The following is a 20,009-nucleotide window of genomic DNA, read 5'->3' on the forward strand; positions in this document are numbered from 1 at the left end:
ATGGCGTTCGCGATCACCTGTCCCCTGTGCCGCCGCCGGATCGCCGACCTGACCGAGCGCTGTCCGGCGTGCGGCGGCGATCTGGGCGCGCTCGCGGGCCTCGTCGAGTTGGCCGACCGGCACTTCAACGACGCGGTGCGAGCGGCGCGTGCGCGCCGGTGGAACACCGCCGCCGAACACCTGGCGGTCACCCTCGCCCTGAACCCGGCCGACGCCGAGGCGCGCGGACTGCTCACCAAGGTCCGCTACCACCAGGACCCGAAAACCCTCCCGAACCGCCTGTGGCACAAGGCCCGCACCCACCTGCCCTACGGCGAACGCCTCCCGGTCTCGCTACCCCGCGAAGCCGAGCTGCGTCGCCTCCTGGACGAGGCGGGCCGACGGCTGGCGACGGCACGAAAGTCGGGCTGACCACGGACCACGAACGCGGCCGACGCCGGTGCTCGGCCGTGGTCGGCTCCTGCGCGCGAACGCCGGCCGGGCACGAATTCGGCCCGGTCGGCGTTCGCGGCCGGCCGCCCTACGCCGCGGGCTTCAGCACTCGGCTGCTGTTCCCGTCCACGCCCACCGGAACGTCACCGTTGATGGTGACCCGGTGCAACAGCCGTCGCGTGGCGCCGAAGTCGCCGATCACCCGGTGCTGGGTGGCCCGGTTGTCCCAGATCGCCACGTCGCCCGTGCGCCACTGCCACCGCACGGTGTTCTCCACCCGGGTGACGCGGTTCTGGAACAGCTCGATCAGCGCGGTCGAGTCCTCGGCCTCGAAGCCGACCAGTCGACGTACGAACGCCCCGACGAGCAACGCGCGTTCGCCGGTGATCGGGTGCACTCGCACGAGCGGGTGCTCGGTCTCGTACAGGGTCGACTCGAACAGCTCGCGATAGTCCTTCTGCGCCTCGGAGTAGCGGTCCGGATCGGCCGCCGCGTAGTCGTACCGGTTGCTGTGCACCGCACGCAGCGAGTCGGCGAACGCCTGGAGCGGCGCGGGCAGATCCCGGTACGCGGTCGCGGTGTTGGCCCACAGCGTGTCGCCGCCCACATCGGGCAGCCGCACCGCGCGCAGGATGGACGCGAGCGGATACGCGGGCACGAACGTGACGTCGGTGTGCCAACGGTCGGCGACCACCCCGTGGTCGCTGTCGATCGGCACGATCAGGTCGCCCTCGGCGGACGCGGTCGGATGCCCGATCGGCTCGCCGAGCAACCGGCCGAACGCGAGCTGACCCGCGTCGTCCAGGTGGTCCTGGCCGCGGAAGAAGATCACCTTGTGCCGGTGCAATGCGCCGCGGATGGTGTCCACGGTGATCGCGTCGAGGTCGCCGCCCAGGCGAACTCCCTCGACCACGGCCCCTATTCGGGCGGAGACGGGCGATACGGCGATGGTGGTGGCAGTCATGAGTGCGGTGTCCCTTTCGACCTTCAGATGGAGGAAGACGTCATCCGAAGCGGGCGCACGCGGCCGCGGACCGCCGAGCGGATCGGCGATCGAGCATGGTGACGGTCCGTCGACCACGGGTGTGGCGAAGGTGACGAACCGGGGCCGGCGTACGCCCTAGCGACAGCGCGTGCCGGGCGGGACGGGCAGGTGGGTGATCCGGTGTCGACGAATCACGCACGCGACGACATGACCGGCGATGCCGGCCGTCCGCGTAGTCCCCGTGATCCCCACGGCATGGATTCTGGCCACACACACCCGCGCCGGTCAACCGTTTACCAGCACGCGGACCCCGCCCACCGGGCCCGGGCAGGTATCGCCACGCCCGCATCGCGCATCGTCGGGACGCGTATCGCTCGGGGCGATGTCACAACATGTGGTCGGCCGTCAGGAGGATGGCGTGCAGGTCGATGGCGGCGTCCCAGGTGGCCCAGGTGGAGAGGGCGGCGCCGCCGAGGGCGATCAGGGTGGCGGCGCCGGGGCGACTCCACGGGGTGGGCCAGCGGTCGGCCGGGGTCGGCGCGAGCAGGGCGGCCACCCGACGCGGGACCGGGCCGCCGGTCGCGGCCATCGCCCCGCGCGGTGTGACCGGGCCGGCCAGCGCGGCCTTGCCCACGGCGCGCGCCACCACTCGACGATCGCCCACCACACGCGCGGCGGCCTCGTCCGCGCAGCGCTCCAGCGCGTACGCGATCGCCGTGCGCATCGGCCGCAACAGCGGATGCGCGCACATCGCCAGTGTCGCCACCAGCAGCACCCGATCGTGCCGGCCGCTCAGATGGGCCCGCTCGTGGGCCAGCAGCGCCCGTCGCTCGTCCGCGTCCAGTCGGGCCAGCATCGACGCCGAGACCACGATCCGAGGGCGGCGGCCCGGCAGCGCGAACGCGGTCGGCGGGCCGGTCGGCAGCACGGTCAACTCGGTGTCGCCGGCCGTCGCGACCCCCGCGCGCAATGCCGCGAGCGCGCGCCGCCGCCGGTGCGACACGATCGCGACGCACATCAGAGCCGAGGCCAGCGCCGCGCTCGCCAACGAGCCGATCACCTGCACATTGGGGATCGAGGCCCGCACCTGCGGGTCCGACCAGTGGTCCGGCAGCGGTACCCCCGGGAGCTGCGCCGTGCCCACCACGGTCAGGAGACCCAGGCTGATGGTCGCGCACAGCGCCAACACGCAGGTCAGCGCGGTGAGCAGGACCACCACGCGGCGCGGCGCGAGGTGGTCGGCCGCGAGCCGGGCCACGGGAACCGAGGTTATCGGCAGCAGCAGGGGCAGGTAGACGATCCAACGCACGCGACTACGACCCGCCCTCTTCCAACAGCCGGCGCAGCAGCGCCTCGTCGTCGGTGGACAGGTCGGAGACGAACCGCGCGAGCACCGCCTGCCGGTCGCCCTCCTTGTCCAGCACCTGCCGCATCCGTCGCGCGGCGAGCCCGGCCTCGTCGTACACGGGCGCGTACACGTACGAGCGGCCCGACCGGGCGCGTTGGAGCACACCCTTGTCGTGCAGGCGGGACAGGATGGTCACCACCGTCGTGTAGGCCAGCTCACCGGACAACTGCTCCTGGACCGCGCCCGCGCCCATCGCCGTCGGCGACGTCCACAGCAGCGACAGGATCTCGGACTCCAACTCGCCGGGGCCACGCCGCGCGGACGGTCCGCCTGCTCTGCTTTCGGTCATTTCGGCCTCCGGTGGATGGGCACAACGCCCCGGCAGCCTAAACGGTGGTGTTCCGGGATCGGCGGCGCACACCCCTCCCACCGGCTCGCGGCGACGCCGGGGGCGCGCAGCCGAGCCGGCGTCAGGCCGCGCTGACCAGTGGCTTTCGCGGACCCGCGGTCGGGGCGTTCCCGGTCGGCGCGGCGGCGCGCTCCACCCGGATCGCACAGCCCTCCGCGCGCAGGGCGGCGACCAGCACATCGTGTCGCCGACCGCGCGCCGGCGCCGCGCCGGCCGGAAGCAGTACGGCCACCCGCCGCTCCGGCAACCCCCGCACGAAGGTGGCCAACGCCTCGACGAGCCGATCACGCTCGTCGTGGACCACGCTCAACGGCGCATCCACACCGGACGCGTCCCAGGCGGCCACCAGTTCGTCCCGCGCGGCCCGCTCGCCGGCCCGGGTGACATGCACGGCGATCGCCCGACCGGCCATCGCCCGAGCGGCGGACAGCGCGGCGACGGCGGCGACGTCCATCCGGGCGATCGGCACCACGACGGCCTGTGGATCGCCCTCGACCCGGCGGGCGTCGGCCCGGCGGATCGAGGCGGTGCGGCGGATTCCGGTGACCCGACGAATCGTGGCGAACATGGCGGCCTCCTTTCGACCGCTTTCAAGCCTCGCCCCGAATCGGGCCGCACGGCCCCCTGTTGACGCGCTCTTGGCGTTCGTCCCACCGATCCGAGCGCGTCCCTTACCCGGACCACCCGCCGGCGCCCGGCACGTACGGGCTCAGCGACCAGGTGTTGTCACCGCCCCACACCAGGTGTTCGACCACCGCGACCCGGGCACCGGTGTCGGTCCGCACGGCGGTCAACACGATCCGATACACGCCGTAGAACTGCTGCTCCCGAGAAAACCTCAGGTCGGTCCACCCCTGACCGCCGAACACCGCGACGCGTACCGCCGCGTCGGTACGCGCCTCGCGCGAATGCAGCCTGCCGCGCAGGCCGTCCGTGTCCCGCGCGTTGAGCAGCCGGACGTACTGCCGCAGATACGCATCGATGGCACCCTCGTCGGGCTCCCGTCGCGGATCGTGCAGGCACGTGACCAGGGCGATGAACGCGATGAGCAGACCGAGCGTGACCGAGACGGCCCGCCGAGTCGAACGCGGCGAGAGGGGAAGCACATCCGATCGTGGGTGCACGTGGACTCCAAGGCCGGCGGCTTCGTGCGGAGCAACGCCCGAGCCGATGCCGCCCGGGCCTTCCCCGATGGGCACGCACGACCGGCGCCGGACGGTTCCCTTCCGCATCCGAGCGCCGGTCCCGCTCTGCGGCCGGAGCCGGTGTCCAGGGCGGGTCGTCGATCTCCCGGGTCGATACGGCTAGGCGGCCCTCGGGACGCCGGGCTGCCGAGCAGGAGGCGCGTTCCGGCCGACCACTCGTCCGCCGCGGATCAGGATGCGGTCCCGGGAGCGGGTGCGCAGGGCCTCGGCGAGGGAGGAGGCGCGGATCGCGAACAGGTCGGCTGCGGCGCCCGGTTCGAGGCCGCCGGGAGCCAGGCCCAGCACGCTTCGGGCGTGCTCGGACACCGCGGCCCACGCCTGGGCGGGCGGCAACCCGGTGGCGGCTGCCGTGGCCAACGGGTCGGCCAGGCCCATCGGATGGCCTGCGGTGCGCAGGTGGTCGCCGCCGGCCGCGACGGTGACGCCCGCCGCGACCAGTTCGCGGATCGGCAGTCCGCCGCCACGCTCCGACGGCAGCGCCACGACCCGCATGCCGGAGGCCGCGATCGTCTCGGCGACCCGCCCGAGGGCGGACGGCGCGAGCCGGTTCAGGCCGGCCAGGTGACCGGCCGTCACCGGTCGGTCGAAGCCCGACGCGCGCAGCAGTCGGGCCAGGTCGCCGACCGCGAGCAGCCGAGGGTCGAAGCCGTCGTCCAGGTGCAGGTCCAGCGCGACCCCGGCCCGGTCCGCGAGCCGCAACAGCCGACGGGTCTCCTGCCGGCAGTCCGGCGCGTACCCGGGTCGCCCGCCGAGCGCCGTCGCGCCCGCGCCCACCGCGTCCACGATGGTGCGGTCCGTCGTCCCCGGCACCGGGAGCGCGACGATCTGCAGGTCGAGCACCCGATCGAACTCGGCGCGCAGTTCGACCATCACCTCCACCGCGCGCAGGGGTGTACGGCCCTCGCCGATGTCCAGATGCGTGCGCACCGCGCTCACCCCGTGCCCGGCCAGCGTGCGCAACGCCGCGCACGAGCGCCGCCGCAGGTCGCCGGGGTGATAGCGGGCGGGCCGGAGCAGCCAGGATCGCCACGCGCCGTCGCGCCCGTCCGGATCCGAGCCCACCGGCTGCCAGGTCGGCGCACGATCGAGATGGACGTGCGGCTCGGCGGGGGCCGGCAGCAGCAGGTAGCCGGTCAGGTCCGGGCCGGCGCAGGCTTCCCGGCTCAGCCGACCCGGCTCGCGCACCAGGCCGATCCGACCGTTGCGCAGCACCACGTCGCGCCTGCGTCCGTCCGGCAGCGTGGCACCGAACAAGGTGATCCTGTCGCTCATCGCTACCCCCTGGACTCGAATCCGCGCGGACCGGCTGCGTCCGTCGCGGGCCGCGCACCGCATCCTCGTGCCGCTCGCCCCACTGTGGCCCGGGGCTGTTGCGTCGGCGTTTCGACGTCGTTACGGAGCACCCCGAGTGGGCGAAACGGGTACGTAACGCGACCGACGCCGACCGGCAACGGCACACCCGTACAACCGTTTCCATGACCATCACCGAGGCGCCCCCCGTCGCCGTACCGGGCCCCGGGCGGCACCCGCGACACCTGCCGTCCCGGCCCGGCACCGTGTTGTGGGGTTGGCTGCCCGGCGCCCGGGACCGGCCCGTCCTGCTCGCCGAATCGGGCGAGACGCTGACCGTGGACACGGTGTCGCACGAGGGCCTGCTCGACGAACAGGGCCGCGACCCGGCGGCCTTCTTCGGCCGGCACCACATCCCGGCCGACCGGGTGCCGGCCGACCACCACGCGCTCGCCGCGTCCGATCTCACGCACGATCCGGTCGTGGACGGCCCGCATGTGATCACCGGCCCGATCGCGGTGGCCGGCGCGCGGCCGGGCGACGTACTCGCGGTGCACCTGCTCGACCTGGCCCCGCGCACCGGCTACGGCGTCCTGACCGAGCGGCACGGCCGGGGCCGGGGCACCCCGCCGGTCACCGTGTGCCCGATCCGGGACGGCCTCGCCCGCATCCCCACCCCGGCCGGCGAGCTGACCCTGCCCCTGCGCCCGAGCCTGGCGGTCCTCGGCGTGGCCACCCCCGACGGCCTGCGCCGGTTGTCCACCCGGGCCGGGTCGCACGGCGGCAACCTGGACCTGCCGTTCCTGGGCGCGGGCACCACCCTGCACCTGCCGGTGCGGACCGCCGGCGCCCTGCTCCACCTCGGCGGCCCACGCCTGGCACACGGCCGCGGTGCGGCGCTGGAGGGGCCGCTCAAGGTGACCCTGCGCGTCGAGGTGATCCCCTACGCGCAGGTCCGCACCCGATTCGGCAACCTGCGGCACCCGTTCGCGAGCACGGCGGACACGCTGATCCCGCTGGGCATCGCCGCCGATCCGGCCCTGGCGCTGCGTCGGTGCACCGCCCAGGGCGAGGAACTGCTGGTCGCCGGCCACGGCCTGACCCGCGATCAGGCCCGCACCTACCTGGGCGCCACCGCCGAGTTCGGCGTCGGCCGTACCGGCGCCCACGCCCGGGTGCCGCTGCCGGGCCGGCGGGCGGTACGTCCCGCCCGGCGCCCGGTCCCCGGGCCCGCCGCGTGGGCGGTGCCGACCGGCGACATCGAGCGGCTCGGTGCACCACCCGCGGCGGTAGCGTTCCGGGATGAGCACTTCCTCGGCGACCGAAGCGGCCGGCGCGTCTGACGCGCCCGACGCGACCCGCGCGCCCGATGCGACCGACGCGACCGAGCCCTGGCCCCGGACGGTCGCCGAGGCGTTGGCCGTGCAGGACCGGTTGCGGCCGTCGTTGGACACCGTCGGGCCCGGGCCGGGCCCTCGGGATGTGCGATTCGTCGCCGGGTTGGACGTGGCCTACGCCGAGGACTCGGACGAACTGGCCGCCGCCGTAGTGGTGTTGGACGCCCGCACGCATGCGGTGGTGGAGCGCTCCGTCGTGCACGGGGTGGCGACGTTTCCGTACGTGCCCGGCCTGTTCGCCTTCCGGGAGGTGCCGGCGTTGTTGGCCGCGCTCGGACGACTCGGCACCACGCCGGACCTGCTCGTCTGTGACGGGCAGGGCCTGGCCCATCCGCGCCGGTTCGGCCTGGCCTGCCACCTCGGCGTGCTGACCGGGCTGCCGGCCGTCGGGGTCGGCAAGACGCTCTTCGTCGGCGCGTACGAGACGCCGGCGGTCGAGCGGGGCGCCGCGGCCGACATCGTGCACGAAGGGGAGGTGGTCGGGCGCGCGTTGCGCACCCGCGAGGCGATCAGGCCGGTGTTCGTGTCCATCGGCCACGGCGTCGACCTGGACACGGCGTGTGCGCACGTGCTGGCCCTCACCCCGCGCTACCGCCTCCCGGAAACCACCCGCCAGGCGGACCAGGTCTGCCGCCGGGCGTTGAAGACCCACCGGGAGACCGCCGGCGCGTAGCCCGCCCGAACCCGGCCCCCGTACGCGAAAGAGCCCCCGAACCACCTGCGCAAGGTGGTTCGGGGGCTCTTCGGTCACCGGCTCCCCAAGGGGGGAGGATGGGGAGCCGGCTGCTTCATGGGTGCGTCACTCGAGGTGGATCAGTCGGTCGCGATCGCCCGCAGGACGTTCATCCGCGCCGCCCGGAAGGCGGGCATCACGGCGGCCAGCAGGCCGACCACCGCCGCGGCGATCACGATGCCGATGACCGTGCCCCACGGGACCTCCAGGACGTCCAGACCCTGCTTGGCCAGCAGGCGCTGGGCGCCGATGCCCCATGCCATGCCGAGCGCGAGCCCGACCAGGGCGCCGAAGGTCGCGATGACCATCGACTCCAGGCGGATCATCCGGCGGATCTGCCGGCGCGAGGCGCCGATCGCCCGCATCAGGCCGATCTCCCTGGTGCGCTCGACCACCGACAGCGCCAGCGTGTTGATCACGCCCAGGATCGAGATGATGATCGCCAGGCCGAGCAGACCGTAGATCAGGTACAGGAACGTGTCGATCTGCTTGCCGATCAGTTCCTTGTAGTCGCTCTGGTCACGGGCCTTGACCTGCGGGAAGGGATCGAGCGCCGCCTTGAGCGCCGCGCCGACCTTCTTCTCGTCCTGACCGCTCGCCGCGTTGACACTCACGCTCTGGTACTGCACGTTCGGGACGAACTTCTTCATGATCGTGTTCGGGATCACGAGCGTTTCGCCCACACCGATGACATCGTCGGACTTCTTGCGGATCGCGCCGACCTCGACCGTGGTCTTCTGCCCGTTCGGGAAGCCGATCTCGATCTTGCCGCCGATGCCGAGGTGGTGGTCCTTGGCGAAGTCCTCGCCGATGGCCGCCTTGCCCGCCGCGATGGCCGCGTCCCCGCTGCCCTGGAGGTAGGTGGTCTTGAGCGTGGCGTCCATGCCCGGCTCCGAGCCGAGGATGAAGTCCTTCTTGGACTTGCCGTCCGCGGTGACCGTCGCGTTGCTCAGGGTCTGCGCGACCACCTCGCCGACGCCGGGAGTCTTGCGCGCCGCCTGGACGATGGTCTCGGGGAAGGTTCCGGTCAGCGACTGGATGGTGTAGTCGGCGCCCAGGGACTTGTCGATCTGCTTGTCGAACGAGGCCGACATCGACGAGGCCGCGACCGCCATGCCGCTGACCAGCGCGACACCGATCATGATCGCCGACGCCGTGGCGCCGGTGCGGCGCGGGTTGCGCAGCGCGTTCTCCCGGCTGAGCCGGCCCATCGAGCCGAACAGCTTCGGGTACCAGGACGCCAGCGCCGGGACCACCGTGCGGGCCAGCAGCGGCGCCAACACGATGAAGCCGAGCAGCGTGAACAGCACGCCCAGGCCCAGGAATCCGCCGCCCTGGCCGCCGTTCTCCGCGGTGGCCCCCGCGACCAGCGCGAGTGCCCCCAGGCCGAACAACACCGCGCCGATGATCGAGCGGGTCTTGATCGACTTCTGCGGCGGCGCACCCGCCTCGCGCAGCGCCGCCATCGGGGCGACCCGGCCCGCGCGACGGGCCGGCACGTACGCGGCGATCACGGTGACGATCACGCCGACCAGGTAGGCCACGATCGGGGTCGCGGTCTTGATCACCAGGGACGTGCCCTTGAGGTTGATCCCGACCGCGCTGATCAGCGCCTTGAGCCCGACGGCCAGACCGAGACCGGCCAGCAGACCGAGCGTCGAGCCGACCACGCCCAGCAGGACCGCCTCCAGCAGCACCGAGCGGTTCACGTCCGCCCGGCTCGCCCCGATCGCCCGCATCAGGCCCAACTCGCGGGTGCGCTGGGCGACCAGCATCGAGAAGGTGTTGAAGATCAGGAAGATGCCGACCAGCACGGCGACACCGGCGAAGCCGAGCATCGCGTACTTCATCACGTTCAGGAAGCCGCTCAACTGGTCGTTGGCGTCCTTGGCGGACTCCGCGGCCGTCTGCACCTCGAAGGTCTTCGGGTCGTTGAGCAGTTGCTGCACGCGCAGCTTGAGGTCCTTGTCGCTGACCCCCTGGGCGGCGGACACCGACACCGAGGTGACCAGGTTCGCGTCCCCGAGAAGTCGCTGCGACGCGCTCGCGTTGTCGAACGAGAGCAGCGCCGCACCGGGGTTGGTGGTGGTGAAGGTGACGATGCCGCTGACCTTGACCGGGAACTCGCCGTTCGGCGCGATCACCCGCAGCTCGTCACCGATCTTGACGTGCTTCTTGTCCGCCGTGTCGGCGTCGATCATCACCTCGGCCGGGCCCTTGGGCGCGGCACCGCTGGTGATCTTGACCGGCGTGCGGTCGGTCTCGAACCAGTTCGTGGCGATGGTCGGGGCACCCGAGGACGGGCCCACCGACTTGTTGTGCTTGTCGACCACGGTGAGCGACTCGAGGCTGACGTTGCCGTGCGCTTCCTTGACGCCGTCGACCTTGGCGATCTTGTCGATCACCGATCGCTGCAGTGTGGGCGTCTCCCCCGTGATCGCGAGGTCGTCCTTGTCGAACTCGGACTTGGGCTTGACCGAGACGTCCGACGCGGTGGATTTGAACAGGTCGTCGAAGGTCTTGGTGATCGTGTCGGTGAATACCAGGGTGCCGGAGACGAACGCGACCGACAGCAGCACTGCCAGGGCGGACAGCACCATTCGCCCCTTGTGGGCGAGGAAACTGCGGAACGTGGCTTTCAACATGGTGGGGGGCTCTCCGCCTGTTTCAGCTGGTCCGGGCGCCGTCGAAGCGCTTCATGCGCTCCAGGACGGCGTCGGACGTGGGACGCAGCATCTCGTCGACGATTCGACCGTCTGCCAGGAACAGGACCCGGTCTGCGTAGGACGCGGCGTTCGGGTCGTGGGTGACCATCACGATGGTCTGACCGAGCTCGTTGACACTGCGCCGCAGGAAGGCCAGCACCTCGGCGCCGGAGCGCGAGTCGAGGTTGCCGGTCGGCTCGTCGCCGAAGATGATCTCCGGCCGGCTGGCCAGCGCGCGGGCACACGCGACACGCTGCTGCTGACCACCGGAGAGCTCGCTCGGGCGGTGCTTGAGCCGGTCGCGCAGGCCGACGGTCTCGATCACGGTGTCCAGCCAGGCCTTGTCCGGCTTGCGGCCCGCGATGTCCATCGGCAGCGTGATGTTCTCCAGCGCGGTCAGCGTCGGGAGCAGGTTGAACGCCTGGAAGATGAAGCCGATGTTGTCGCGGCGGAGCTTGGTGAGTGCCTTGTCCTTCAGGCCGGTGATCTCGGTGTCGCCGATCCAGCTCTTGCCGCTGCTCACCGAGTCGAGGCCGGCGAGGCAGTGCATCAGGGTCGACTTGCCGGAGCCGGAGGGGCCCATGATCGCGGTGAACTGACCGCGACCGATCTGGACATCCACGCTGTCGAGAGCGACGACTCGGGTCTCGCCTTCGCCGTACGCCTTGGTGAGCTGCTGCGCGCGGGCGGCGATCGTGCCCCTGGAGTCCGCGTCGGTCATGGCAGCCGTGGCCGTGGTCACGAGTCTGTCCCCCAGATGAGGTGGTAACGGTGGCGCGCCCCGCGATTTGCAGTGCACACGATCACCGTAGGGGGGAGGAGGGCCTCGCGAATCCTCTCGAAGGACAGATCCGGTCGTCCTACGCAGGGAGGACCCCGGGTACGCCGAACGACCCCTACCCCTAGGGGAGGCCCGTACCGGTGGGGTATGTCGCCGACCGGAGTCGACGATTCGTCACGCTGCGTCCACCTGCTCCGTACCAACGATCCGCATCCGACCCCGGGTTCCCGAAATGTCGTGGCCGGACTCGACACACGCCGCAAGGGGGGCGCCGTCAGCCTTGCGAGGGATCTTCCGCGCCCTCGTGGCGGGCCGCGATCGCCGCGCCGATCTCGGCCAGGGCGCGGCGCAGGCTCGGCGGGGACACGGCCTCCATGTGCGGTCCCAATGCGACCAGTTGGCCCGCCGCGACCTCCTCGGATTCGGTGCGCAGTCGCAGTTCGCGCCAACCGGTGGGATCCGGCGGCCCGGCCGAGGCGAGGGCGTCCGCGGCGACCACCGGGCCGAACACCCGGGGCAATTGCCCCAATCCGAACGGCGACACCCGGATCACGCAGGCCGACCGCAGCAGGGAGCGGGCGAAGTCGTCGTTGCTGTGCGCCCACCACGCGCCGAGATCGAAGCCGTCGGGACGCTCGAAGCGCTCCGGCCGGGCGGTCGCGGCCACCACCCGGGACATCCGGTAGCTGCGGATGTCGGCGCGGTGACGGGCGACCAGGTACCAGACGCCGGCCTTGAGCACGAGGCCGAGCGGGTCCAGCCTGCGGGTCACCTCGCGATCGCGGCGCGCGTAGCGCAGGTCCAGTCGGCGACCGGTCCACACCGCGCTCGCGATCTCGGTCAGGCACGGGACGTCCTCGTCCCGCTGGAACCAGCCCGGCGCGTCCAGGTGGAAGCGCTGCCGGACCCGACCCGCGCGGGTGCGCAGGTCGGCGGGCAGCGTGGCCATCACCTTGGTCTGCGCCGCGACGAGCACGGTGTCCAGGCCCAACGCGTCGGCGGCGTGCGGTGCGCCGGACAGGAACAGTGCCGCGGCCTCGTCCCCGGTGAGCCCGTCCAGCCTGGTCCGCCACCCCTCGACCAGCCGGATCCCGCCGTGCGGCCCGGTCTCGGTCCACAGCGGTACGCCGGAGAACTGGAGCGCGGCGACGTCGCGGTAGACGGTGCGGACCGAGACCTCCAACTCGGTCGCCAGTTCGGCGGCGGTCGCCCCGCCGGGTCGGTTCTGCAGGTGGAGCAGGAGCGCCACCAGTCGGCCGGATCGCATGACTCGAAAATAACTCGGAATCCTTGCCAACGGTTGTCAGGGATGGCGGTGCAGCATCGGTGTATGACGAGTTGGGCGGAGTTCGAGAAGGTCGAGCCGGAGTTCGCGGCGACGGTGCGTGAGCGATTCGGGATGTACAAGCACCATGTGCTGGGCACGGTGCGGCGCGACGGGGCGCCTCGGTTGAGCGGGCTGGAGGTGGACTTCCGGTTCGGGGAGCTGTGGCTCGGCATGATGCCGTCGTCGTTGAAGGCGCGGGATCTGCTGCGCGATCCGCGGTTTTCGATCTTCGCCAACCCGGGGGAGGGGGCGGAGATGCTGCATGGCGACGTGCGGGTGAGTGGGCGGGCGGTCGAGGTCGTGGACGACGCGGTGAAGGGGCGGTATGTGGTCGAGACGAAGCCGCCGGAGCCGTTTCACCTGTTTCGGGCGGAGCTGGAGGAGGTGAGTCGGATGGGGATCGACGGGGACGAGATGGTGATTCGGGTCTGGCGGCCGGGGGCTTCCGTGCGCACGATTCGGCGGGGGAACGATCCTTTGGACGCACCTGTGCGCGACGCGCACTGAGGTTGGCCTCATGCGCTCGGCCCGGCTGGGTTCGCCTCATGCGCCGGCGGGGCTGATTCGCCTCAAGCGCCGGCCGGGCTGGGTTCGCCTCAAGCGCCGGCGAGGCTGATTCGCCTCAAGCGCCGGCGGGGCTGAGTGGCCTCAAGCGCCGGCCGGGCTGGGTTCGCCTCAAGCGCCGGCGGGGCTGAGTGGCCTCAAGCGCCGGCCGGGCTGAGTGCTCTCATGCGCCGGCCGGGCTGGAGGGGCTGGGTTGGGGTTGGTCAGGTTGGGGTTTCGGTGGGGGGTGTGAGGCCGTGGCCTCGGTGGAGGGGGAGTTCTCGGGTGATGGCGATGTTGGTGAGGAAGGGGCGGTCGTGGGTGGCGATCAGGAGGGCTCCTCGGTAGGCGTTGAGGGCTTGTTCGAGTTGGTGGACCGAGGCCAGGTCCAGGTTGTTGGTGGGCTCGTCGAGGATCAGTAGGTGTGGCGGCGGTTCGGCGGACAGGAGTGCGGCCAGGACCGCGCGGAAACGTTCGCCGCCGGAGAGGGTGCGTACCTGCTGATCGGGGCGGTTGCCCTTGAAGAGGAAGCGGGCCAGCCGGCCGCGTAGTTGCGCGTCCGTCGCCGAGGGCGCGAAGTGGCGCACGTTGTCCAGGACACTCGCGTCCTCGTCCAGCACGTCCAGCCGCTGGGGCAGATGACGCACCCCCTCGACGCCGATCCGCACCGTGCCCGCGGCCGGTTGCTCCGCACCGGTGAGCAGCCGAAGCAGCGTGGTCTTGCCCGCGCCGTTGTCGCCGGTCAGTGCGATGCGTTCGGGGCCGCGCACGATCAGGTCCAGGCCGTCCGGCCCGTACAGCCCGTCCGCGGTGTTCAGGCCCTCGGCCACGAGCACCGTGCGCCCGGCGGGCACCTCGGTCTCGGGCAGCTCGATCCGGATCTCCTTGTCGTCCCGGACCGCGTCCTTCGCTTCGGACAACCGGGTGCGGGCGTCGTCGAGCCGGCCCTCCTGGGTGCCCCGGAGCTTGCCGGCGGAGACCTCGGCGGCCCGCTTCAGGTTGCCCGCGACGATCTTGGGCAGGCCCCCTTCCAACTGGGCCTTGCGGCCGGTCCGGACCCGGCGGGCCAATCGCACCTGGGCCTCGGCCAGTTCCCGCTTCTGTTTGCGCAGGTCGGTCTGGGCGGTGCGGACCAGCCGTTCGGCGGTCGCCCGCTCCTGTTCCAGGACCTCCAGATACGCGCTCAGGTTTCCGCCGTAGGTGCGGGCCCGGTCCGGGAGCAATTCGACGATCCGGTCCACCAGATCGAGCAGCACCCGGTCGTGGCTGACCACCAGGAGTACGCCCGAATATCCCCGCACCGCGTCGTACAGCCGCTCGCGCGCGGACGCGTCGAGGTTGTTGGTCGGCTCGTCCAGGAGCAGTACGTCGGGACGACGCAGCAACAACGCGGCGAGCCCGAGCAGCACCGACTCGCCGCCGGACAGCGTGCCGACCGTGCGGTCGAGATCGACGTGCGGCAGCCCGAGACGGTCCAGTTGGGCCCGGGCGCGTTCCTCGACGTCCCAGTCGTCGCCGACCGCGTCGAAGTGCCGTACGTCCGCGTCGCCGGCCTCGATCGCCAGCAACGCGGCGCGCGTTTCGGCGATGCCCATTACGTCGTCGACCGGGCGGTCCGCGTCGAGCGGGAGATGTTGCGGCAGGTAGCCGAGGTCGCTGCCGACGGTGATCGACCCGGAGGTGGGCCGCAGGACGCCGGCGATCAGTTTGAGCAGGGTCGACTTGCCCGCGCCGTTGACTCCGACCAGGCCGGTTCGGCCGTTGCCGATGGCAAGGTCGAGGCCGGTGCAGACGGGCGTTCCGTCGGGCCAGGCGAAGGACAGGTCGGAACAGACGATCGCGGGTGCGGTCGGAAAAGACATGGGGTGGCTCCCGGAGACGCGTGACGAACGGATCGCGTGGGACACCGCGCGGCGGGATCGGGGGGAGCCGGACATGAAAAAGTCGTCCGGGACGGCCACACCGAGGTCGAGAACGCGACCGCGAGCACTCGGGCTCAAGCGGCGCGATGTCCTGACCTCAGATGCGCAACGGACCATCCAGACGGACGACAATGTGACCGGACCAGGCTAACCCCCGGTCGAGGCGAACCTCAAACGCTTTTTCCGTCCGGCGGTCCGTCCGGCGGCCCGACCGGCCCCGGATCGGCGTCCGGGTGGGGCGGACGCGCGACCTCGTCCCGGACCCCGGCCGCGCGTGTCGGGCGATCCAGGCGGTAGGCGCACCCGGCCACGCCGACCAGCAGCACGAGCGGTGCGGCGAAGGCGATCAGCACGTGCACCTGCAGGACCAGCGTCGCGCCGGAGAACGCGCCTAGGGCCATCGCGACCGCGGCGAGCAGCCGACGGCCCGCGCGCGAGCCGGGGCCGCCGAAGCGGCGCAGGTCCGCGGCGAGTCCGGTGAGCGTCTGGGACAACACCGTGGTGGTCAGGTCCGGTACGGCCAGCCGCCGGGCCACCGCGTTCTGCAGCCCCATGGCCAGGCCCAGGAGCAGGATCAGCGTGTATCGCTCGCCGGTGCCCAGTCCGCTCACCGCCGCCGCCACCACCAGGGCCGCCGCGATCAGCACGGCCTGGAGGGTGCACCCGACCCGGAGCAGGAGCAGTTTCCGGTCGCCGAACGCGGCGCCGAGTCGGCCACCGGCGGCGGCGCCGACCAGGAACGCGGCCAGGGCGGCCATCGAGGCGGCCACGGACAGGCCGGGAGTGCCGGCCAGGGCGAAGCCGGTGAAGACCACGTTGCCGGTCATGTTCGCGACGAACACCCGGCCCAGTTCCAGGTAGCTCAGCGCGTCCACCAGGCCGGTCACCACGGTGAGCACGATCAGCAGCGGCGGGAGCGGACCCACCTCGCGGGGCGGCACGAGGGTGTCCTTCGCCTCCCGAAGCGTTTCACGCATCGCGCCCCCTTCGGATCGGCCGCGGGATCGGCCGTGCTTCGGTCGACCTCGACCGCCGTCGGGATGCCCGGTCTCCGGCGCCGACCCGGCTATCCATAGCCCGTCCGGCGGGCGCCGACACCTGGGCCGGCCGGTGAACGCGATCACGCTGCCGCCGAGTGGCCGTACCGGTTCACCCCATGCGGTGATCATCGACTTTCGCGCGGCTCGGCGTGCCCCCAACCGTGGCGACGGTCGACTTAGCCTGCTGTGAATTTCCCTATGATTCCGACCATTTGGGGCACTCGTGCGATCATCCCGCGGCGCGGCCGCAATCGTCCTGGTGGTGGCGGTGGTCGCCGCCATCGGCTTCGTCGTCTTCGCCCGCGGACAGGGCGACGACCCGAAGCAGCAGGCCGGCGCGCCGGCTCGGGGTGGCCAGGCAGCGCCCGCGCAGGCACCGACCCTGATCGGCGACGGCTCGACCTCGAATACGGGCGAGCAGCCGGGCCGGCTCAAGCCGGAGAAGCTCGCGCCGGGCCAGGTCCCGCCGCAGTTCGTGGTGTTCTCCTGGGACGGCGCCGGCGAGGACGACAAGAAGTTGTTCTCCCGCTTCCGCCAGGTGGCCAAGGAGAGCAACGCGAAGATGACGCTGTTCCTGTCCGGGGTGTACGTGTTGCCGGAGGCCCGGAAGGCCAGGTACCAGCCGCCGCACAAGCCGATCGGGGCCTCGGACATCGGCTACCTCGACGACGCGCACCTGCGGATGACGCTGGAACAGCTCGGCGCCGCGTGGAACGAGGGCCACGAGATCGGCACGCACTTCAACGGCCACTTCTGCGGGCCGACCGGCGGCGGTTCGTGGTCGGCCGACGACTGGCGCAGCGAGGTCGAGCAGGCCAAGGCGTTCGTCAAGAACTGGAAGACCAACACCGGCTGGGCCGACCTGCCGGCGCTTCCGTTCGACTACGACAAGGAACTGATCGGCGGCCGGGCGCCGTGCCTGGAGGGTCAGAAGGCGCTGCTCGCGGCCGAACCGTCGCTGGGCTTTCGCTACGACGCGAGTTCGCCCGGTGGGCGGCAGGTGTGGCCGGTCAAGGTGAACGGGGTGTGGGACCTGCCGTTGCAGCAGATTCCGCTGCCGGGGCGCAAGTTCGAGGTCCTGTCGATGGACTACAACGTGATGTTCAACCAGTCGCGCACGGTCAAGGGCGATCCGGCCAAGTACCAGGAGTGGGAGGATCAGGCGTTCGCGAGCTACATGGCCGGCTTCGACCGCGCCTATACCGGGAACCGGGCGCCGCTGCTGATCGGCAACCACTTCGAGGGGTGGAACGGCGGCATCTACATGAAGGCCGTCGAGCGCACCATGCGGACCGCGTGCGCGCGACCGGAGACCAAGTGTGTGAGCTTCCGCGACCTGGTGGACTGGCTCGACGTCCAGGATCCCGCGGTCCTCGCGAAGTTGCGGACGTACGACATCGGCGCGAAGCCGAATTGGTCGACGCTCACGGTGCCGCCGGGCGCTCCCGCGGTTCCGGCGGTGGTGCGGGATCGGTACTGATCGCACCCGCGGACCGCTCGGCCTCGAACGCCGGCCCGGCCGAATCCGGCTCGGCCGGCGTTCGAGGTCACCGGCCGGCGTCAGCCGTGTGCGCGCCGGTCTTCGCGGAGGAGTTCGGGGAGGGTTACCGCGCCGGAGCCGTAGCGGGCGGCCACGTCGTCGGGGTTGGAGATACGGCAGCGCTTCATCGACAGGCAGCCGCAGCCGATGCACTGTTCCAGGCCGTCCCGCAGCCGTACCAGTGCCTCGATCTCCTGCTCCAGACGCCCGCGCCAGGCCCGACTGATCTTCGCCCAGTCGGCCGGCGTGGGCGTTCGGCCTTCCGGGAGCCTGCCGAGCGCCTCCTTGATCTCCTCCAGGGACAGGCCGATGTTCTGCGCCGCGCGAATGAACGCCAGCCGGCGCAGGATGTGCCGCTCGTAGCGGCGTTGTCCGCCCGTCGTGCGGCTCGCGCTGATCAATCCCTCCGCCTCGTAGTAACGCAGGGCGGATGCCGCGAATCCGCTGCGCGCGGTCATCTGGCCGACCGTCAACAAGTCCGTCCCGGTGAGCACGCCGCCTCCTGAAGTCCGGTCCACGATCCGGTCCGTCCCGGTTTCGTTCGCTTGACCTGAAGTGCACTTGAACTTGCAGTGTAGAGGGGCAACCCATCACCGGGTGGGGTGAGGATTTCCCCTGGAGAACACCATGCCTGTCGCACTGATCACCGGCGCTTCGCGCGGGCTCGGCCTGGCCCTGGCCCACGCGCTCGCCGTCCGCTCCTGGACCCTGGTCCTGGACGCCCGCGGAGCCGCCGACCTGGCTCGCGCCGCCGACGAACTGCGCCCCGGCGCCGACGTGACCGCCGTCGCCGGCGACGTGGCCGACCCCGTTCATCGCCGCGAACTGCTCGACGCGGTCCGCGAGTCCGGTCGGCTCGACCTGCTCGTCAACAACGCGAGCGTGCTCGGCCCGAGCCCGATGCCGCCCATCGCCGACCACCCCCTCGCCGAGTTGGCCCGCACGTACGAGGTGAACGTGTTCGGACCGCTCGCGCTCGCCCAACTGACCCTGCCACTGCTGCTCGGCGGTCCCGATCGCGGCGCGGTCGTGAACATCAGCTCGGATGCCGCCGTCAACGCCTACCCCGGGTGGGGCGGCTACGGCTCCACCAAGGCCGCCCTGGACCACGTCACCGCGACCCTGGCCGTCGAGCAACCCGGCTTGGACGTCTACGCGTTCGATCCCGGCGACATGAACACCGAACTGCACCGCCAGGCGTTCCCGGGCGAGGACGTCTCGGATCGGCCCGCCGCCGCGACGGTGGCGCCGGCGCTGCTGCGGCTGCTCGACGAGCGGCCCGCGAGCGGCCGGTACACCGTCGCCGAGTTCGCCTCGGCGGTGACCTCGTGAGCACCCCGGTCGCCCAGGCGGCGACCGAACCCGCCGAGGCGCGCGGACTCTCCCGCGACGGCGTCCGGCTGCTCGTGCACGCCCGGGAGCGGGTCGAGCACACCGTGTTCCGCGACCTCGGTCGGCATCTGGGCTCCGGCGACCTGCTGGTGGTGAACACCTCCGCGACGCTGCCCGCCGCGGTGGACGGCTACCGTGCCGACGGCTCGCCGGTGACCGTGCACTTCGCCACCCGGATCGACGACGAGACCTGGGTGCTCGAACTGCGACACACCGACGGCACGCCCGGGCCGGTGAGCGGGGTGCGCCGGTTCGAGGCGGTGCGCTTTCCCGGCACCGGCTGCGGGATGGCGCTGCTGCTGGATCCGTACCCGGTCGAACACACCCCGCAGCGGTTGTGGAAGGCGCGGATCACCGTGCCGCAGGCCCGGGTGGAGACCTTCCTGGCCGAGCGCGGCCGCCCGATCACCTACGCCTACCTGCGCGACCGATGGCCGCTGACGGCGTATCAGACGGTCTTCGCGCGCGACGAGGGCAGCGCCGAGATGCCCAGCGCGGGGCGCCCGTTCACCAACGAACTCGTGGTCGACCTGATCACCCGCGGCGTCACCGTCGCGCCGATCGTGCTGCATACCGGGGTGTCCTCGCCGGACGTGGGCGAGCCGCCGCTGCGCGAGTGGTTCAGCGTGCCCGAGCACACGGCGAGCCTGGTCCGCCAGGCCCGTCGGGTGATCGCGGTGGGCACCACGGTGACCCGGGCGCTGGAGTCGGCGGTCCGACCCGACGGCGAGATCGCGGCCGCGCGCGGCTGGACCGATCTACTGCTCGGTCCGGACCGACCGGCCCGGGTGGTGCACGGCATCATCAGCGGCCTGCACGCGCCGGAGGCCACCCACCTGCTGCTCCTGGAGGCGGTGGTGGGCCCGACGGTGGTCCGCCGGGCATATGACGAGGCGCTCGCCCAGGGCTACCTGTGGCACGAATTCGGGGACAGCTCGCTGCTGTTGCCCTGACCCCCCC

19 protein-coding genes are annotated in these 20,009 nt (G+C 71.9%); 7 read left to right on the forward strand and 12 right to left on the reverse strand.

The window, feature by feature from the left end:
- Positions 1-411, forward strand: a complete 411-nt coding sequence (locus ACH4U8_RS15705) for a hypothetical protein (protein WP_360307519.1) — start codon at positions 1-3, stop codon at positions 409-411.
- 109 nt (positions 412-520) lie between these two features.
- Here the strand turns inward: ACH4U8_RS15705 and ACH4U8_RS15710 are convergent, their stop codons facing one another.
- From ACH4U8_RS15710 to ACH4U8_RS15735, 6 genes are all read right to left on the reverse strand, one after another.
- Positions 521-1,396: a TauD/TfdA dioxygenase family protein gene (locus ACH4U8_RS15710; RefSeq protein WP_395778351.1), complete on the reverse strand. Its 876-nt coding sequence runs from the start codon at positions 1,394-1,396 to the stop codon at positions 521-523.
- 406 nt (positions 1,397-1,802) lie between these two features.
- Positions 1,803-2,726 (reverse strand): M56 family metallopeptidase, encoded by a 924-nt coding sequence (locus ACH4U8_RS15715; protein ID WP_395778353.1) that lies wholly within the window; start codon positions 2,724-2,726, stop codon positions 1,803-1,805.
- A 4-nt stretch (positions 2,727-2,730) separates the two neighbouring features.
- Positions 2,731-3,114, reverse strand: coding sequence for a BlaI/MecI/CopY family transcriptional regulator (locus ACH4U8_RS15720; RefSeq protein ID WP_360307528.1), 384 nt, complete (start codon positions 3,112-3,114; stop codon positions 2,731-2,733).
- Positions 3,115-3,235: 121 nt separating this feature from the next.
- Positions 3,236-3,742, reverse strand: coding sequence for a hypothetical protein (locus ACH4U8_RS15725; RefSeq protein ID WP_395778355.1), 507 nt, complete (start codon positions 3,740-3,742; stop codon positions 3,236-3,238).
- A 103-nt stretch (positions 3,743-3,845) separates the two neighbouring features.
- The gene (locus ACH4U8_RS15730) at positions 3,846-4,298 is read right to left on the reverse strand and encodes a hypothetical protein (RefSeq protein WP_395778357.1); all 453 of its coding nucleotides are present in this window, start codon (positions 4,296-4,298) and stop codon (positions 3,846-3,848) included.
- Positions 4,299-4,478: 180 nt separating this feature from the next.
- Positions 4,479-5,651, reverse strand: coding sequence for an amidohydrolase family protein (locus ACH4U8_RS15735; RefSeq protein ID WP_395778359.1), 1,173 nt, complete (start codon positions 5,649-5,651; stop codon positions 4,479-4,481).
- Positions 5,652-5,854: 203 nt separating this feature from the next.
- Between ACH4U8_RS15735 and ACH4U8_RS15740 the strand changes: the two genes are divergently transcribed.
- Positions 5,855-7,012 carry an acetamidase/formamidase family protein gene (locus ACH4U8_RS15740; RefSeq protein WP_395778361.1) on the forward strand — a complete coding sequence of 386 codons (1,158 nt, stop codon included), beginning with the start codon at positions 5,855-5,857 and terminating at the stop codon, positions 7,010-7,012.
- Positions 6,972-7,739, forward strand: coding sequence for an endonuclease V (locus ACH4U8_RS15745; RefSeq protein WP_395778363.1), 768 nt, complete (start codon positions 6,972-6,974; stop codon positions 7,737-7,739). Before ACH4U8_RS15740 ends, ACH4U8_RS15745 begins: the two co-directional genes overlap by 41 nt.
- 140 nt (positions 7,740-7,879) lie before the next feature.
- Here ACH4U8_RS15745 and ACH4U8_RS15750 read toward each other — a convergent pair whose 3' ends face one another.
- The 3 genes from ACH4U8_RS15750 to ACH4U8_RS15760 all read right to left on the reverse strand — a co-directional run bounded on the left by ACH4U8_RS15750 (position 7,880) and on the right by ACH4U8_RS15760 (position 12,552).
- The gene (locus tag ACH4U8_RS15750; RefSeq protein ID WP_360307545.1) at positions 7,880-10,444 is read right to left on the reverse strand and encodes an FtsX-like permease family protein; all 2,565 of its coding nucleotides are present in this window, start codon (positions 10,442-10,444) and stop codon (positions 7,880-7,882) included.
- Positions 10,445-10,466: 22 nt separating this feature from the next.
- A complete protein-coding gene (locus ACH4U8_RS15755) occupies positions 10,467-11,225 on the reverse strand; it encodes an ABC transporter ATP-binding protein (protein WP_026218223.1) in 759 nt (252 codons plus the stop codon).
- 334 nt (positions 11,226-11,559) lie between these two features.
- Entirely contained in the window at positions 11,560-12,552 is a 993-nt protein-coding gene (locus tag ACH4U8_RS15760) for a helix-turn-helix transcriptional regulator (protein ID WP_395778365.1), read from the reverse strand.
- 42 nt (positions 12,553-12,594) lie between these two features.
- On the opposite strand from ACH4U8_RS15760, the gene ACH4U8_RS15765 reads away from it, so the two are divergent.
- Entirely contained in the window at positions 12,595-13,119 is a 525-nt protein-coding gene (locus tag ACH4U8_RS15765) for a pyridoxamine 5'-phosphate oxidase family protein (protein ID WP_395778367.1), read from the forward strand.
- Between the two features lie 260 nt (positions 13,120-13,379).
- Here ACH4U8_RS15765 and ACH4U8_RS15770 read toward each other — a convergent pair whose 3' ends face one another.
- Entirely contained in the window at positions 13,380-15,017 is a 1,638-nt protein-coding gene (locus ACH4U8_RS15770; RefSeq protein WP_395778369.1) for an ABC-F family ATP-binding cassette domain-containing protein, read from the reverse strand.
- Between the two features lie 230 nt (positions 15,018-15,247).
- Positions 15,248-16,054, reverse strand: coding sequence for a YoaK family protein (locus ACH4U8_RS15775; protein WP_395778371.1), 807 nt, complete (start codon positions 16,052-16,054; stop codon positions 15,248-15,250).
- A 286-nt stretch (positions 16,055-16,340) separates the two neighbouring features.
- On the opposite strand from ACH4U8_RS15775, the gene ACH4U8_RS15780 reads away from it, so the two are divergent.
- Complete coding sequence (locus ACH4U8_RS15780) at positions 16,341-17,597, forward strand: hypothetical protein (RefSeq protein ID WP_360307560.1); 1,257 nt, start codon at positions 16,341-16,343, stop codon at positions 17,595-17,597.
- A gap of 80 nt (positions 17,598-17,677) precedes the next feature.
- On the opposite strand, the gene soxR is transcribed toward ACH4U8_RS15780, so the two are convergent.
- Positions 17,678-18,151, reverse strand: a complete 474-nt coding sequence (gene soxR, locus ACH4U8_RS15785; protein ID WP_360307563.1) for a redox-sensitive transcriptional activator SoxR — start codon at positions 18,149-18,151, stop codon at positions 17,678-17,680.
- 133 nt (positions 18,152-18,284) lie between these two features.
- Here soxR and ACH4U8_RS15790 point away from each other — a divergent pair, with 133 nt between their 5' ends.
- On the forward strand, positions 18,285-18,989 hold the full coding sequence (locus ACH4U8_RS15790; protein WP_395778373.1) for an SDR family NAD(P)-dependent oxidoreductase: 705 nt from the start codon (positions 18,285-18,287) through the stop codon (positions 18,987-18,989).
- Positions 18,986-20,002 (forward strand): S-adenosylmethionine:tRNA ribosyltransferase-isomerase, encoded by a 1,017-nt coding sequence (locus tag ACH4U8_RS15795; protein WP_395778375.1) that lies wholly within the window; start codon positions 18,986-18,988, stop codon positions 20,000-20,002. Before ACH4U8_RS15790 ends, ACH4U8_RS15795 begins: the two co-directional genes overlap by 4 nt.
- The last annotated feature ends 7 nt before the right edge of the window (positions 20,003-20,009 follow it).

The sequence above is a fragment of the Embleya sp. NPDC020886 genome (assembly GCF_044333915.1).
Lineage (GTDB): Bacteria > Actinomycetota > Actinomycetes > Streptomycetales > Streptomycetaceae > Embleya.